At 48.2% G+C, this 14562-nt stretch carries 15 protein-coding genes; 5 read left to right on the top strand and 10 right to left on the bottom strand.

The features are described 5' to 3' along the window. Positions 1-67: 67 nt before the first annotated feature. From B1H56_RS13280 to B1H56_RS13250, 7 genes are all read right to left on the bottom strand, one after another. Positions 68-826 (bottom strand): TIM barrel protein, encoded by a 759-nt coding sequence (locus B1H56_RS13280; protein WP_066523336.1) that lies wholly within the window; start codon positions 824-826, stop codon positions 68-70. Positions 827-834: 8 nt separating this feature from the next. Further along, a complete protein-coding gene (locus B1H56_RS13275; RefSeq protein ID WP_066523335.1) occupies positions 835-1767 on the bottom strand; it encodes a sugar phosphate isomerase/epimerase family protein in 933 nt (310 codons plus the stop codon). Positions 1768-1782: 15 nt separating this feature from the next. After that, positions 1783-2772: a sugar phosphate isomerase/epimerase family protein gene (locus B1H56_RS13270; protein ID WP_066523334.1), complete on the bottom strand. Its 990-nt coding sequence runs from the start codon at positions 2770-2772 to the stop codon at positions 1783-1785. Positions 2773-2786: 14 nt separating this feature from the next. Further along, positions 2787-3758: an ABC transporter permease gene (locus B1H56_RS13265; protein ID WP_066523333.1), complete on the bottom strand. Its 972-nt coding sequence runs from the start codon at positions 3756-3758 to the stop codon at positions 2787-2789. 76 nt (positions 3759-3834) lie between these two features. Continuing rightward, positions 3835-5040, bottom strand: coding sequence for a sugar ABC transporter substrate-binding protein (locus B1H56_RS13260; protein WP_066523332.1), 1206 nt, complete (start codon positions 5038-5040; stop codon positions 3835-3837). A 53-nt stretch (positions 5041-5093) separates the two neighbouring features. Beyond that, positions 5094-6032, bottom strand: coding sequence for an ABC transporter permease (locus tag B1H56_RS13255; RefSeq protein ID WP_066523331.1), 939 nt, complete (start codon positions 6030-6032; stop codon positions 5094-5096). 12 nt (positions 6033-6044) lie between these two features. Next, complete coding sequence (locus B1H56_RS13250; RefSeq protein ID WP_066523330.1) at positions 6045-7544, bottom strand: sugar ABC transporter ATP-binding protein; 1500 nt, start codon at positions 7542-7544, stop codon at positions 6045-6047. 214 nt (positions 7545-7758) lie between these two features. Between B1H56_RS13250 and B1H56_RS13245 the strand changes: the two genes are divergently transcribed. Beyond that, positions 7759-9297, top strand: coding sequence for a response regulator (locus tag B1H56_RS13245; protein ID WP_066523329.1), 1539 nt, complete (start codon positions 7759-7761; stop codon positions 9295-9297). Further along, on the top strand, positions 9290-11050 hold the full coding sequence (locus B1H56_RS13240; protein WP_066523328.1) for a sensor histidine kinase: 1761 nt from the start codon (positions 9290-9292) through the stop codon (positions 11048-11050). The genes B1H56_RS13245 and B1H56_RS13240 overlap by 8 nt, the downstream gene beginning before the upstream one ends. Before the next feature lie 478 nt (positions 11051-11528). Here B1H56_RS13240 and B1H56_RS14790 read toward each other — a convergent pair whose 3' ends face one another. The 3 genes from B1H56_RS14790 to B1H56_RS13230 form a co-directional block, all read right to left on the bottom strand. Continuing rightward, positions 11529-11894, bottom strand: a complete 366-nt coding sequence (locus tag B1H56_RS14790) for a hypothetical protein (RefSeq protein WP_066523327.1) — start codon at positions 11892-11894, stop codon at positions 11529-11531. Then, positions 11891-12055, bottom strand: a complete 165-nt coding sequence (locus tag B1H56_RS14690) for a hypothetical protein (RefSeq protein ID WP_156468673.1) — start codon at positions 12053-12055, stop codon at positions 11891-11893. Before B1H56_RS14690 ends, B1H56_RS14790 begins: the two co-directional genes overlap by 4 nt. 118 nt (positions 12056-12173) lie before the next feature. After that, the gene (locus B1H56_RS13230) at positions 12174-12443 is read right to left on the bottom strand and encodes a hypothetical protein (RefSeq protein ID WP_066523326.1); all 270 of its coding nucleotides are present in this window, start codon (positions 12441-12443) and stop codon (positions 12174-12176) included. Positions 12444-12592: 149 nt separating this feature from the next. Here B1H56_RS13230 and B1H56_RS13225 point away from each other — a divergent pair, with 149 nt between their 5' ends. The 3 genes from B1H56_RS13225 to B1H56_RS13215 all read left to right on the top strand — a co-directional run bounded on the left by B1H56_RS13225 (position 12593) and on the right by B1H56_RS13215 (position 14374). After that, the gene (locus B1H56_RS13225; RefSeq protein ID WP_066523325.1) at positions 12593-12832 is read left to right on the top strand and encodes a phosphoribosylglycinamide formyltransferase; all 240 of its coding nucleotides are present in this window, start codon (positions 12593-12595) and stop codon (positions 12830-12832) included. Then, positions 12829-13221: a hypothetical protein gene (locus B1H56_RS13220; protein ID WP_066523324.1), complete on the top strand. Its 393-nt coding sequence runs from the start codon at positions 12829-12831 to the stop codon at positions 13219-13221. Before B1H56_RS13225 ends, B1H56_RS13220 begins: the two co-directional genes overlap by 4 nt. Positions 13222-13513: 292 nt before the next feature. Then, the gene (locus B1H56_RS13215; RefSeq protein WP_066523323.1) at positions 13514-14374 is read left to right on the top strand and encodes an Abi family protein; all 861 of its coding nucleotides are present in this window, start codon (positions 13514-13516) and stop codon (positions 14372-14374) included. The last annotated feature ends 188 nt before the right edge of the window (positions 14375-14562 follow it).

Below are 14562 nucleotides of genomic sequence, written 5' to 3'. Positions count from 1 at the left end.
CTTTTGCGGCAGGCCCCGTGGGTCATTGGCGGTATTGTATTTCCTGTTTTGCGCCCGCCCGTTTGCTTCAGCGGTTTAGCAGCCGCATCGTCCTTTCAAGGCCTTCGCGCGGGGGAAGCAAGGGGGAATATTCGATCCCCACGCCGCCCTTATATCCCGCCTTCTCCAGGCTGGCGAGGATATACCGGTAATCCAGCTCTCCATAAAAAATTTCATGCCGCCCGGGATTTCCCGCACAATGCACATGCCCGATCAGCTCCATATTGTCGAGCATCGTCCTGGTAACGTCTCCGTGCATGATCTGCATATGATAGATATCGAACAGCAGCCTGAAATTCGGGGAACCCACCCGCCGCACGATGGCCGCCGCCTCCTCAAAATCCCATATACTGCATCGTTTGTGGTCTATCTTGTTGTTGATCGGCTCCAGCAGCAGCGTCACGCCTTTCCGCTCAAAAAACGGCAGCATCCTTTTGGCGCAGTTTTCAATACGCCCAAGCTGCTCTTCATGCGGCATCCCTTCCACGTCGTCATCGGTAAAAAATATGACCTTCCCGCACCCGAGGGCCGCAGCCTGTTCCACGCGCTTTTCCGCCGCGCATATAAATTCATCCTCGCGGGTCCCATCCAGCCAGGGGATGAAATCCGTCATCAATACCTCATACCGTATTCCGCATTCTTCCCGCAGTTTTTTCAGCACATCAAAAGATTTCCCCTGCAGGAACACCACTTCCACACGGCGGCAGCCAACCGCGTTTACTTCCCGGATGGCTTCGGCATAGTCGATCCCTTCGTAAATAAAATCGATATTAACAGATATATCCATTATTTCACCTATTCGTATATCGGTTTCAGGTATTTGTCAAGATAGAACTTTGCGTTTGCCGCCGTTGCGAGCGGGTCTGGCGTTCCGTCCGTTTCAATCGTGGCCCAGCCCTCAAACCGGTATTTTTTGAGCATCTTCCAAAGCGCGATGAAGTCAAGGGATCCCATTCCCATTTCCCAAAACCAGCGCGTCCCATCGTCCGCAAATTCCGCTCCGGCTTTGTAGCGCAGTTCATCGGGGGCATTGGCATACTTGGTATCTTTCAGATGCAGGTACTTTATACGGTCATGCCATCTTCCGTAAAGCTCCGTCATATCAAACCCCATAATGCTTACCTGCGCCGTGTCCAGACAGAAACAAACCGCTTCCGGATCGGTCTGGTCCATAAACGCTTCCAGCTCGTTATAGTTGACCGCCCCCCAAAACTCGCTGTGTATGGCGATATCAACGCCTTTTTCCCTGGCATACCGTCCGATCCGGTTGGCAAAGGCTGCCGCGTTCGATATTCCTTCCTGCGAAAGCGGCCCCACGCCGTAATAGCCTCCGCAAGGCATCATATTCATATTGTTCGCTCCCAGTCCGGCAGAAAAATCCACCATCTTCTTCAATTTCTCAAAGATTTCGCCGTGCTTTCTTTTATCCTGCGATCCAATGGCGATCTGAAAGGTTCCCGTCACCTTTTCGATCCCATATTCGTTTAGAAATTCCGTAAATTTTTGAGGCGTTCCGAAGAATTCGCGGATATACCGCGGCATATTCATCATGATTTCGATGCCGGTATAGCCGAGCGCCGAATGATATTTCAATATTTTGTCCCAGTCAAGATAATAGACTCCGTTATTGATATCCTTCGCGTACCATTCGTCCCATTCGTTCAATTTGGGATATTGTACCATCAGTCCCCACATATTGGTCTGGTATGAATATTTTATATTGCCCATCATCATCCTCCAAAACTATTTCCGGCACAATACGCGGTCAATGTACCATTTTGTCTTCAGCAATCCCTTATATACCTCCAGGGTTTTCCTGCTTTCGCACGAGACCACGCCATCATAGCCCAATTTTTGCAGTTCATCCCGCCAATGCGGCAAATCGACCGTTCCATCTCCAAGGTCACAAAAAATCCTCTGCCGCCCCTCCGTCGGGATTTCCGCGTTCAGCCTTTTGTAATTTTCGTGCCTGTCCGCAAAAGCGGTATCATTGAACCGCGGACAGGCGATCCTGTTTCCCATGCTGCGCAGTATCCTGCCGATCTCTGCCTCCGCAATGGTCAGGTGCGCCATATCCGGGGAATAGTAAAGCCGCCGGCAGGCTTCGCGCTGCAAGAACGGCACGATCTTTTCGCCGCGCAGCACCGACCAAAATTCGTTCCTGACGGCTATCTTAACCCCGCTCGTTTCCGCTTTCTCCCGCGCCGCTTCCAAATGTTTTTCCAGCCGTTCCAGGAAACCCGGTTCGTCATCCCCGGCCTGCGTATAATAATACCGTTCCAGCATCCCGATCTCCGGCGTGGGAGTCAGCGTGATCCAGGGAATACGGGCCTCTTCACAAAATTGGACCGCCTCTTCCATCAGGGCGTCCATCATCGGGAAATATTCCTTCGCATCTCCGTCTGCCGCGATGATTTCATTGAGTATTTCATTCGTGTCGATATGGACCGCCTCTATGCCGCGGAGGCCAAACTCCCCGATCATTGCCAGGAATTCCGGTATCGACCCATATTTCGCTTCGATCGCGAACCTGCTGACCGGAACTCCGCACCTGCCGATCTCAAAGGACAACGGATCCAGGCTATATGGATTATACTGCATTTCTATGGCGTCAAAGCCCGCTGCGCCGATACACTTGAAATATTCGATCCAAAACATCGTGGAATTCATGTAAAACGCATTGGGTTTGCTTGTCTTCATATTGACCATTTCAAGGTTTAGAATATATTTCATTTTTATCTCCCGTCTTATTCGGCCGCCTTGTTGAGCCGGTTTAATAATTTCCGCCTGTCAAACAGCTTTCCTAATTTCGCGCTGTTGGTCGAAATAATCATCACCACCAGCATAAATATTCCGGTGACAAAATCCTGCATCGGCGCGGGCAGCCCTACCGCGATCATCCCCGATGCCAATACCGTAACGGAATATGCCCCTATCAGGATCGTGACGGGAAATACGTTGACGATATTTTTCAGCTGCAGTCCAATCAAAACAGAAATAATGGGCGGAAACATCATGCTCAGGCTTCCCAAATCCATCTTTGCCGAAATAGAACCCGCATAACATATACTGAGAATCCCGGCAATCCCATAAAACATTCCGCCGATCAGGTAGGTTTTAAATTTGAGCTTATTATTGTTGAGACCTAAGTTGACCGCCACATAGTCGTTGCACCCAAGCGCACGGATACCGTGGCCGAATTTCGTCTTGTGGAAAATGATGTAAAAAAGAACGCCCGCGATTCCCGCGATCACAAAATTATACGGCGGAGTTCCCATTGAGGATATTTCGCTCTCCAGCGATACATAGCCGCTCCCTTTTGTCAGGGCCTGCGCAATAACCTCGAACAGCATCAGCATCCCGAGCGAAATCACCATCGTTGGGATTTTCAGAAAGCGGTATACGGCCCCCATGGCCGCCCCGCACAGCAGGCCCGTGCCCACCGCGCCGATCACCAGCCCCGGGAACCCAAGATACCTGCATAGGATTCCGCCTACAACGGCCGACAGAATCACCTGTGCTCCAACGCTCATCTCAAAAATCCCGACTACAAACGTAAACGATACGCCAAATGCCATTACAAGGGGCAGCATCGTCTGGCTGAGTACGATATAGGAACTTGCAAAGCTGAATCCCGTGCTTGCCAATGTGAAAATGGCCATCAGCAAGAGAGGAATGATGAGGATATAACCAATTCGGATCAATATATTTCTTCTCATATTCTGCACCTTGTTTTTATGCGCCGCCCCAAGGGGCGGCGCACATTGTCTTTTGCCTTAGCCGTTCTGCCGGCCGTCAGCCTGCCAGATCGGCGTGGCGCGTCCTCAGGTCATCAAGACTATAGTTCTGGATATAGGAAATCACATCCTCCGGCGCCAGCGCCGAATTTTGAGAAATCAACAGGTTCTCCCTGATCTCGTCCTGGGTCCAGATCGGAATTTCTCCCTCGACATAGGTCGCATAATCGCCGACATCTTCCACGCTGCCGAAGTACATATACGGGATGGAGATATGCGCGGGCGTACCCAGGGGATTGCCCTGGATTGCATTCACCAGCATTACGGCTGTTGCGCCCCTGTCTATCTCCAGATGGCCGCCGCCCACGGAAATCGCATATCCGTAATCGAACAGCTTCGTCATATCGGACCCGCCGTCGCAGCTTACGATACAGATGTCGTCGGCAGTCAGTCCGGTCCCTTTGATCGCTTCGGGAAGCGCGGTGATCGCGCTGTTTTCATAACACGACGCTACCGCGATGCAGTCAAGCTCCGGATAGGCCGCTACAAAATTCTGTACCGCCTCGGTCGCGTCGCTCGCCTGCTGGATATCGCGCACTTCCGCTACCACTTCCGCACCGTTTTCGGCGCAGGCCTTTTGAATCCCCGCCACGCGCGCATCGCTCGTATTATCCCCTACGGCAAGGGCAATCAGCGCAACCTGCTTGATATCCGGATTTTTCTCGAAGGCGTCGCTCATAACGTTATATCCGGCCATTTCTTCATCCTCATAGCAGTTTCCGGCATAATATTCGGATGCTTCCACGATCTTTGCAACGTCTTCATCCCCGATATTGCGGAAAGTAATGGCCAGGTATACGCCGTTTTCTTCGCACATGCTGATAATAGAGGGCAGGATCGAATCCGCCATCGGCGTCATAATGATGCCTTTCACACCTGCGCTAATCAGTTTTTCACATGCGTTTACCTGTGCCTCCGCGGAATCTTCATTGGAGGTATCGCAAATCAGTTCTCCGCCGGCAGACTCGACAACGCCGCGGATAATCTCCCTCATGCGGACGACCGGCGGCGCCTCGCCCGACTGATCCAGGAAGCCGACCGAGAAGGACGCCCCTCCGTCCGTTTCCTCCGCTGCATCCGATCCTGCCGCAGGCGTTTCCTGTCCTCCGCCGTCCGCCGGACGCGCCGCATCCGCGCATCCGGCAAACAGCGCGGCCGCAAATGCAATTACCAAAATCATTGCAAGCCATTTGTAACCTTTCATGTTTTTTCCTCCTTTTTTTATTTGAAAGCGTGGAAACAAGCGTTTCCATAAAATTATTTGATGATCGCGATTCCCCTCCTGTCGTAAGTGAGGTATACGATCCCAATCAGGATCGCCCCGCGGATCAACTGCTGGATCGTAGTGTCGACATTGCATATCGTCATACCGACTGCCAGGAATGCCATAGTAAAGCTTCCCAAGATGGCCGCGCGGAATTTTGAGGTCGACCCTCCGGTAATGGATACGCCGCCGAGCAAAACGGCGATCAGGATATTGAACATCGTATTCGTCGCCACGCTGGAAGTCGCCGTTCCCGTCCGCAGGATGCTGAAAAATGCCAGTAAGCCGCTGATCCCTCCCGTTATCATAAAGGTTATGATCTTTACCTTATCCACGTTAACTCCGGATTGACGCGCCGCCTCTTCACACGAACCAATGGCTTTGCAGTATTTCCCCAGTTTGGAATACTCAAAAAGGATATATCCCACGGCCGCTACACAGGCCAGCACTACGATTCTCAGCTCGGTGCTGTTCCAGGAAAGCATTTCCATCGGTCCGGCGATGGACCCCTGATTGTCGAGCAGAATGGTCACCAGTCCGGTCAGCACAAACGACATCCCTATGGTTGTGATGAACGAATCTATTTTGCATTTTGCATTAATCACGCCGTTTACCGCGCCAATACCGGTTCCCACGCCGATACCGACCGGGATCGCAAGCAACGGGTTCACCTGTGCGGCTTTTACCGCCAGCACGCAGGAAACCGCCAGATTGGCCATCATGGAAAGATCGAGGTTGCCCTGCGCCATCAAAAACACCATGGCGCTCGCGCCGATCATCAGGACAAAGACCTCGTTGACCAGCGTCGATATGTTCCGGGAGGTCAGCAGCTGCCCCCCGCTTGCTATCTCAAGGATCACGATGACGGAAATAAGCCCTATGAACGGCAATCCGTTTTTGATCGTTTTTGCTTTGGCTCCGCTATTTTTCATGTCCGCACCCTCTCAGATAATATAGTGAATCAATGTATTTTCGGTCGTATTTTTGCTCCTGCCGATTTCCGCCGTGAGAGAGCCGTCTTTCAGTATCAGGATCCTGTCGCTCATCCCGATGACTTCCGGAAGCTCCTCCGATATCATCAGGATCGCCTTTTTCTTTTTGCGCAGGCGTTCCAGCAGGTCATAGATATCCGACTGTACGCCGACGTCGATCCCCCGCGTCGGGCAGTCAAATATATAGATATCCGCATCGGTCCCCAACCATTTTGCAACCGCTACTTTCTGCTTGTTCCCACCCGACAGGTACATAACGTTCTGGGTGATGCGGTCCATCTTAACGCTCAGCAAATCGGCATATTTCAGCGCAAACGCCTTCTCTGCCCCCGGTGTAACGAGCAGCCCTTTTTTCAACTTGTCCAGCGAAGGCAGGCAAATATTTTCCAGAATCGTGGAGGAAAGCATCAGGGCCTCCTTGTCCCGGTTTTTTGAGATGTATGCGATTTTCTTTTTTAACGCAACGGAAGGATTCTTTAGCGGCGTTCCGTCTCCCGTGCATACGCTTCCCGCGACCGGCCGGCGCAGGCCGAACAAAACCTGTCCCAGCTCATGCATCCCGCAATCAGTCAGCCCGCCGATGCCGAGTATCTCTCCGTAATGCAGCTCCAGCGATACGTCTTTGAGCACCTCCGTATTGATGTGTTCCGCCCGTAACGCGACCTCGTCTGTCAGGCGGTTCTCGTAGTCCGTCCTGTAATAATTTTCCTCGATCTCCCGGCCGACCATGTATTGTTTCATGGTGTGCGAATCGTATTGCTCCTTTGGCAGCGTGCAGACAATTTCACCATCGCGCAGAATCGTTACACGGTCGCAGACCGCCATGATCTCCACAATGTCATGGGAGATAAATAATACCGCCTTGTTTTGGTCGCGCAGCCCGTTGATTGTCCGATAGAGAATTTCCCGGCCATATTTGCTGAGCGCGGTCGAGGTCTCGTCAACGATCATCAGTTCTGGCCTATCATACAACGCCCGGGCGATTTCAACCAGCTTTCGCTGCTCAAAATCGTAATGCTTCAGCTGTTCCTCAGCCTTTATTTTGCCAAGGCCGAGACCATCCAGGACCGTCCGCGCTTCACGGTTCATTTTTCCGGAATTTACAATCGGCCCCGACTGGAACCTCTCCTCTTTTCCGATAAAAATGTTTTCCGCGACCGAAATGTCTTCCAGTGTATTTTGTTCCTGTCCGACCATAGCGATTCCGGCCTTTTCGGCCTCGAAGATATTGGCCGGCCCGTACGGCCGCCCGCAGTATTCCATTGTTCCTTCATCGCATTTTTGCATCCCTGCGATAATGGAGGACAGAGTGGATTTGCCCGAGCCGTTTTCCCCAATCAATCCGTGAATCTCGTTCCTGTAGATTTCAATACCGACGTTTTTCAGGGCTTTCGTTGCCCCAAACGACTTATCCATACCATTGACCGTTAAAATAACATCCTTTTTCTCCATGGAACTCTCCCCGCCGTCTATTCAGGTGTTTTTGAAAAATTTTTGATCTGTTGATGATGGTTATGATATTATTATGTACGGGCGGCAAAACAAAAAAAATATCATAAACTTCATTTTTTGTTATGTTTCTTCACATGATTCTTGAAAAACTTTTTTTAAATCTCTTTTTTTACTATAATAAGTCACGCAGGATAAAACCCGGGGGTGCGATAAAATGGATTATATTCCCGTACTTGTCGTAGACGACGACAAAATATTGTTAGATGATATCACATCCATGTACGATTGGCAAGGCGGCGGCTTCCAGGTCGTCGCTACGGCAGTGAACGGCGTCCAGGCCTTAACCCTCTTTAGGCAATTCCATCCGCAGCTTGTCATTACCGATATTGTAATGCCCGGGATGAACGGAATCGACCTGCTGCGCGAAATTCGCGCGCTCGACCACTCCGTACACGTCATCCTGCTGACCTCCTACGATGAATTCTGTTACGCCAAACAGGGCTTGCAGTATGCTGCCAACGATTATCTCTTGAAAAGTGAGATTTCTCCGGAAACCCTTTCCCGGAAGATGGAATCTATTGCCGAGGAGCTGCGAAAAGAAATTGAGTTTACTTCTTTCCTGAAGCAAAATGTAATCGGTGAGCTGTTCCATTCCGGACGTCTTTCGATTCCCTCGTCCACGCAGAGGGATCAAACCCTTCGGGCTTTCGTGGAAAAAAGTTATTATCACATTATATTGGAGTTGCCTTCCTCCATAAGATCCGGCCTGCCCGAAATGGCAGTGGACGAGGTTATGAAGAATATACTGGATTTCCCTTATGCGGCGGAAATCCTCCCGGTGGCTGCGGTTCCGGTATCCGCCCGGCATATTTTACTCGTGCTGCAGTTTTCCGATGCCAAATCCCAGTTGGCGGCCAGAAATTATTTATACCGTTTTTGCCGGAAATTGCTTGACCGCCTGGAATCCATCCTTCATCACGGGGCCTGCCTGTTGTTTTCCGAGACGATGCAGCCGCTTACGGATTTTTACAGCGTATATGCTTCCCTCGGTATTCCCGAACGACATTTCCGTCAGCTTTCTGCCGGGAGCCTCATTGTTGAGGTTTCCTCCCTTGCTCCGGGGCGAAAAACGCCGGACCCCGACGCGGACCCTTCGGCGATGGTTTCTTTGCTGGAAGAGGGCAATCTCTTCGAGCTGCGGACATTATTCGACCGTGCAATCTTTTTTCTGGAAAAATGTGACGGCCTTGATCCTTTTCCGGAGCTGGCCGGCCGTTTGTTCCATTCAATCGACCAAATGGTGTACAGCCGGCGGTTTGAGCACCCGTCTTTTCCCACTGTATATTCTTATGCAGAATTTTTCGCCTGGTGCATATCCGCTGCGGAGGAAGCTCTCGCAGCGGATAAGGGCAGCGCCCCCGACACTTCTGCGCTCATCAAGCGCGCCATCGAATTTATTTATCAAAACTATTCCGACATTCGGCTCGGGACTTCTATGCTCGCCGGCTTTTCCTATCTTTCCGTGGGTTATCTCTGTACCCTGTTCAAACAGGAGACAGGTAAAAGCGTTAAAAAGTTCATTACCGATGTACGGATCGGAAAAGCCAAAAAATTATTGCAGGATCCAACGCGCCGCATCTCCGATATCGCGGCCCTCGTCGGTTATTCTTCCGGTCAATATTTCAGCCAGATATTCCAAAAGTGCACCGGCCTGGCCCCCAAAGAGTACCAGAGGCATATGAATCATGAATAAAATCCAGGTAAAATCCGTATTGGCAAAAAAAATCACATTCCGTTTCCTGTTTGTGGAACTGGCTCTTTTTCTTTTGGTTATTATCCTGCTTTTTACTTTGCTGCTCCCCGCGCTCATCCGTTCCACGACCAACAAATGCAATTATATTTCCACAACCATTGTCAACCTGTTCGACAACCAGCTGCACACGATGTCCAACATGGCCTATATCCTCGCCGGCTCCACTGACGTAGTTGCCGCACTGAATCAGGCGTCCCTCGCTTCCGGTATCCCCGAGAAGGAAACAGCACAGCTCAATATTTTGTTGAACGATTTTGCCAGTATCAATAATTCCTGCCGCCGCATCGTTATAGACGATATGGGCGGCGCTGTTTTCTCTTCCATCACAGGCAAATCCGAGGCCGATTCCGCCATCTTCAGCGCGTCCAGCTATTGGGATATTGCAAACGGCACAAAATCCACATGGATTTCCCCCATTTACACGTATGCCAAAGGCGGGGATTCCCTCTCTTATTCTTTTGCATATTGTAAAAAATTTGTAATCAGCGATGTCCCTTATATCATTAGCATTTACGCTGATATCACGGATATTTTTACATATATGAGCGATATCTCCGCTTCTTTTTTCGACGATATCGCCTTGTTCGATATTTACGGCAACAGCCTGTACAGTTCCCAAAATACGGACGTCTTTGCGAGCAATCCGGAATTCGGAGACATCTACGGCCGCATTCATGCGGCAGATTCTTCCTCTTACGATTACTTTACGCTTGCCTCCGGGAAAAACCATAATTGTTCCTTGATCGGCTATACGTCCCAAGCCACCCTATATGCAGACTTCTGGTCCTACTTTTTTGCCATCCTGCTTAGCTTCATCCTGATCTTCCTTGCAACCATTATCATTTTGTTGCCAATAATTTCACGCAGCCTCGCCCCTATCCAGCAATTGTATGCCGCAATGAAAGGTATTACGCAAGGCAAAAACAAGGCGCGCGTTCATATCGAAACACAGGATGAAATCGGCAAGTTGAGCACTATTTATAATTCTATGCTGGATACGATCGACCTGCATACGGCAGCGCTGCTGGAGAAGGAGCGTGAGGAAAACCGTCTCCGTTTCTCCCTTGTTGTCAGCCAGATCGACCCCCACTTTATTTTAAATACGATGAATATTATTACTTCCCTCGCACGCCAAAATAAAGTCGATGATATCATCGGGCTGAATACGGCCCTGATTAAGCTCCTTCAGGACCGGCTGCGCATCACACCCACGGAAGTATTTGATTCCATCGGGCACGAAATATCGGTAACGCGTGAATACATTAGTATCACACAATACCGCACACAAATGGATGTAGCGATTTCATTCCTGTGTCCGGAAGAGCTGCTTAAGTTTCAGGTTCCCAAGAACATTCTTCAGCCCTTGGTTGAAAACTCGCTGCTTCACGGCCTGTACGATGTGAAGACCGGACAAATCAGCGGAAGAATCGATATTGCTTTCAGCCTCGATGGCGATTACCTCCTGATTACCGTTACAGATGACGGAAAGGGAATTTCAGAGGAAGCCGCTTCAGCATTTTATGCCAAAGACGAACCTCCCGTCAGCGCATCCGAGCGCGGACAGCATATCGGGCTTCGCAATGTGCGTGACCGCCTGCACTACCTATATCCTGAAATCGATACCGTGCTTGCCATCCATAATGTCGCCCCTCACGGCGCACAGGTTGTGATACGGATCAAAGTCCAGGAATGAACGGATTTTTTATTTAGACGAAAAAGGATCGGAACCGCTCACTGTGCCGGAAAAAGGAACCATTGGCAAATTGCTGTTCACAACCTTATACGAGGTAACATTTGTACGATCAAGCGATCCACCAGCGAAGAGGGCATTGAGACGTCCCGCAAAAATGATAATTCAAGACGGCAGTTTAAAGTGCCTAAAATATAAAGTAAAAAGCCTTTAACCCGCATGGTTAAAGGCTTTTTACTGGTGTGCCAGAAGGGATTCGAACCCCCGACCTTTTGATTCGTAGAACGAAATCGCCGTTTTTGCATTTTTCACCAAATCGCCGAAACCCGCATTGTTATGCGGTTTTTCTCCATTTTGCCTCTGGTGTCCGCAAGCCGTTTCAGGTCGTTTTTAGTAGCAATAATGACCAAATAATGACCAAAAATTTGCTCTCTATCCTGCATGGTTAAGCGATTCCTTGAAAAAATAATGACAAAAAAAACTAATGCTCGGGGGTGCTGCCTTTGTCGGAGTGCGCCTCCTCTCTATGGTCTATTTTCAAAGTGTACTCATATTTCCCCATTGTCTCTATTACCTCGCAGCCGTTCCCAGTCTCATCAGCCATAACAGCGCAGAAGCAAGCTTCGCGATCTTCTGGCCTTGCAATGTGCATCACGTAACCATAACCGAGCACACGGCAAACCTCCGAAGTATCACTAATTGAAATTTCGCCCTCTTTTACCTGCATCCAACACACACGCGCCCCGTATAACGTGTCACACACGCCAAACGTGTATCGCTGACAGTCGCATTTCTCGCCGGGGTCTAAATGCGCCCCGCATACAGGGCACGTTCTGTAATAGCTCATTCCCCAGTCCTCCCCATTACCATATCCCATGCAGTGGGCCAGTTTTCATCTACGCCTAGTATCTCTTTAAGTCTCCTTCCGTCAATGGCTCCATCCTCGTTTATTTCTATAACTGGGATGCAGACATGCTTCTTACCGTCCTTTTCTTCAATCTCGTACAATTTTCAATTCCTCCTTGATATTTGCCGCCGGAGGTCGCATAATTGACATACAACCTCCTTTGCGGGGTATTATGGGCTGCTTGCGTTGCTGTGGTAGGTTGTGCAAACAGCCCTATTTTTATGCCACTGTGAAACGGCGGGCTTCCGTAGTCTTTGTGTACTGGGCGTACATGGAGGCGTGTTCCGCCTCAAAGGTCTTGCTGTCAAACCTTGTGGACTGATACCGCGTCCAGCGCACTTTAACGCCCTCTACGTTCAATTCTTCCTGTTCGCCCATATAAGATTTGATATCGTCCTCTATGGCGCTCATAGCGTCTTGCAACTCGTTCAACATCGCTTTGTAGTCTCGGTACTCGTTTAACTTTGTTCTTAACTCGCTTATACTCATGGCTTGTGGCCTCCTTTGTTTTATCATAGTTTCATTATACACTATATCGCAACGAATGTCAACACTATAACAATAAAATATATTTATTTTAGTTTTGATAGTTGCATTATAGTGTATTCATGTTATAATAATAACAGGAGGGTATAACGATGAACGAAAAGGATTTTTCAAATGTTCGAAATGAAATAAAATCATATATTGCGGCTTCCGGTTGGTCGCTTGTGGATATAGTTGCGGAAATGAATAAAAAGAGGGCGGAAAATGAAAAGACAACGCCGCAGAATATCTCAAACAAACTAACACGCGGCACGATTAAATATAGCGAAGTCAAAGAGATTGCAAAAATAATTGGCTTTCGTATTGAATGGAAACCGGAGGCCACAGAATGAATTACACATATTACCCCGATGAGCAAACAGTAAAAGAGGCAATCACAGATAAAGAACCTCTTTTAGTGCTAATTTCTTTCGACGGAACAGAAATCATTATGAGTTCGGTGGATGCCAGTGTGGAACATCACATTTTACTTGCCAACGTAGGGAAAGACAGCCGTGATATTGATAAATATTTCCGCATTGTCCTTGATGATTCCGGCGCGGACTGGACGTTTGTATGCCCGCCTGACTATAAGGGGATAGAGGGCAAGCAGCGGCGCATTGCGGCCTTTTATAAAGACGGTTTTAACGTCATATCCCACACGCTGGAGGCTTTAGGCTTCCTTGTAGGTATCAATATCCCGAAACGTTATCAACGGCATATCGAGGCTATGAAAGGATGAGGGAGGCCACAGAATGACAATAGAGCAAATATAATTGCTTAAATACTTCAAAATACTACAGACTACTAGAAAATACAGCAAACAGAAGAAAACGGAAGAAATGATCACCTATTGCTTTGGAAAATATGATTTAAAATCGTATTTGATCTCAAAAGGCGATTATTGACAACTTCCTTTGGTTTATAAAATGACAATTTGTGGTATAATATAGCTACTAGATCCCACCACGCCTATGTTAGTGCAAACTATTATGCGTACCAGGGTGGGACGTTTGTTTTCAGGGGGTATTACTATGCCTAACCTTTGCCCGGTAAAGCAATTTCATGATTATAATAGCCTTGTCCAGATTCTTATTGATCATGGCCTAATTGTAAACAATCGAAGCACCGTAGAAAATTTTTTAAAAAAGGTCAATTATTATAGATTTAGTGGCTATTTTCTTACATTCAAAAACGGTTCAAATTTTTACCCGGACGTAACTTTTGAAGCTATTGAGGATTTATACTATTTCGATCACGAATTAAAGGTCTTACTGTTAAAATATATTGCACGTGTAGAGATTGCCTTTAGAAATGCCATATCACACCATCATGCTGAAGCTTATGGTTCCACGGGCTATTTGAAATCAGATAACTTTGACAATATCCACTACTATGCGCAATTTATCTGTAATTTAGATAAAACAATCAAACGTTCGAACGATGTATTTGTAGCACATCATAAAAATAAATATGGGGCTGTTTTTCCCGTCTGGGTCGCGGTTCAAACAATCACCATCGGTGCATTAAGTAAGCTCTATGATAATATGCTTACTCCTGATAAAAAGCATATTGCGAAAACCTATTTCAATAGTAGCTGGGTCTATGTATCTAGCTGGTTCAAAAGCGTTGCAGATTTACGGAATATATGTGCGCACTGGGGTAGATTATACAACCGCCCTGTGTCAAGCCCAAAATTAGATGGCAAAAAATATCCTCCTGCTATAGTGAAACGGAACCGAGTATTTTGCCAAATAGTGGCAATGTATAACCTGTTATCCAAAGAATGCCAACAGTCATTCCGGGACGAATTTAAAAACATTATCGCCACGCATCCAAATATTTTGTTAAGCCATTTGGGATGCAATGGGGATTGGGAAGACTATTTAAGATAAATTTTTTTACTTAAAAGAGGTTTGTTCCTGTACGGATAAGCCTTTTTTCAACTATTTCCATTTTGGAAAGTGTTGCGTTTTATCCTTTTTTTGTTCACACTTTCGGAATAAATGTCCCATGTTCCACAAATATTTCAAACGTTGCAATATCGGCTTTGTGCTTGTGTAGTGCTTCGCCGTTATTTTCG

Source organism: Christensenella minuta (assembly GCF_003628755.1).
In the GTDB taxonomy this organism is placed as follows: domain Bacteria; phylum Bacillota; class Clostridia; order Christensenellales; family Christensenellaceae; genus Christensenella; species Christensenella minuta.
The sequence above is the reverse complement of the archived record's forward strand: the minus strand, read 5'-3'. Positions and strand labels throughout refer to the sequence as shown.

Bases quoted from the DNA above. Each gene is read 5' to 3' on its own strand.
- B1H56_RS13280 (WP_066523336.1), bottom strand. From the start codon at position 826: ATGGATATATCTGTTAATATCGATTTTATTTACGAAGGGATCGACTAT.
- B1H56_RS13275 (WP_066523335.1), bottom strand. From the start codon at position 1,767: ATGGGCAATATAAAATATTCATACCAGACCAATATGTGGGGACTGATG.
- B1H56_RS13270 (WP_066523334.1), bottom strand. From the start codon at position 2,772: ATGAAATATATTCTAAACCTTGAAATGGTCAATATGAAGACAAGCAAA.
- B1H56_RS13265 (WP_066523333.1), bottom strand. From the start codon at position 3,758: ATGAGAAGAAATATATTGATCCGAATTGGTTATATCCTCATCATTCCT.
- B1H56_RS13260 (WP_066523332.1), bottom strand. From the start codon at position 5,040: ATGAAAGGTTACAAATGGCTTGCAATGATTTTGGTAATTGCATTTGCG.
- B1H56_RS13255 (WP_066523331.1), bottom strand. From the start codon at position 6,032: ATGAAAAATAGCGGAGCCAAAGCAAAAACGATCAAAAACGGATTGCCG.
- B1H56_RS13250 (WP_066523330.1), bottom strand. From the start codon at position 7,544: ATGGAGAAAAAGGATGTTATTTTAACGGTCAATGGTATGGATAAGTCG.
- B1H56_RS13245 (WP_066523329.1), top strand. From the start codon at position 7,759: ATGGATTATATTCCCGTACTTGTCGTAGACGACGACAAAATATTGTTA.
- B1H56_RS13240 (WP_066523328.1), top strand. From the start codon at position 9,290: ATGAATAAAATCCAGGTAAAATCCGTATTGGCAAAAAAAATCACATTC.
- B1H56_RS14790 (WP_066523327.1), bottom strand. From the start codon at position 11,894: ATGAGCTATTACAGAACGTGCCCTGTATGCGGGGCGCATTTAGACCCC.
- B1H56_RS13230 (WP_066523326.1), bottom strand. From the start codon at position 12,443: ATGAGTATAAGCGAGTTAAGAACAAAGTTAAACGAGTACCGAGACTAC.
- B1H56_RS13225 (WP_066523325.1), top strand. From the start codon at position 12,593: ATGAACGAAAAGGATTTTTCAAATGTTCGAAATGAAATAAAATCATAT.
- B1H56_RS13220 (WP_066523324.1), top strand. From the start codon at position 12,829: ATGAATTACACATATTACCCCGATGAGCAAACAGTAAAAGAGGCAATC.
- B1H56_RS13215 (WP_066523323.1), top strand. From the start codon at position 13,514: ATGCCTAACCTTTGCCCGGTAAAGCAATTTCATGATTATAATAGCCTT.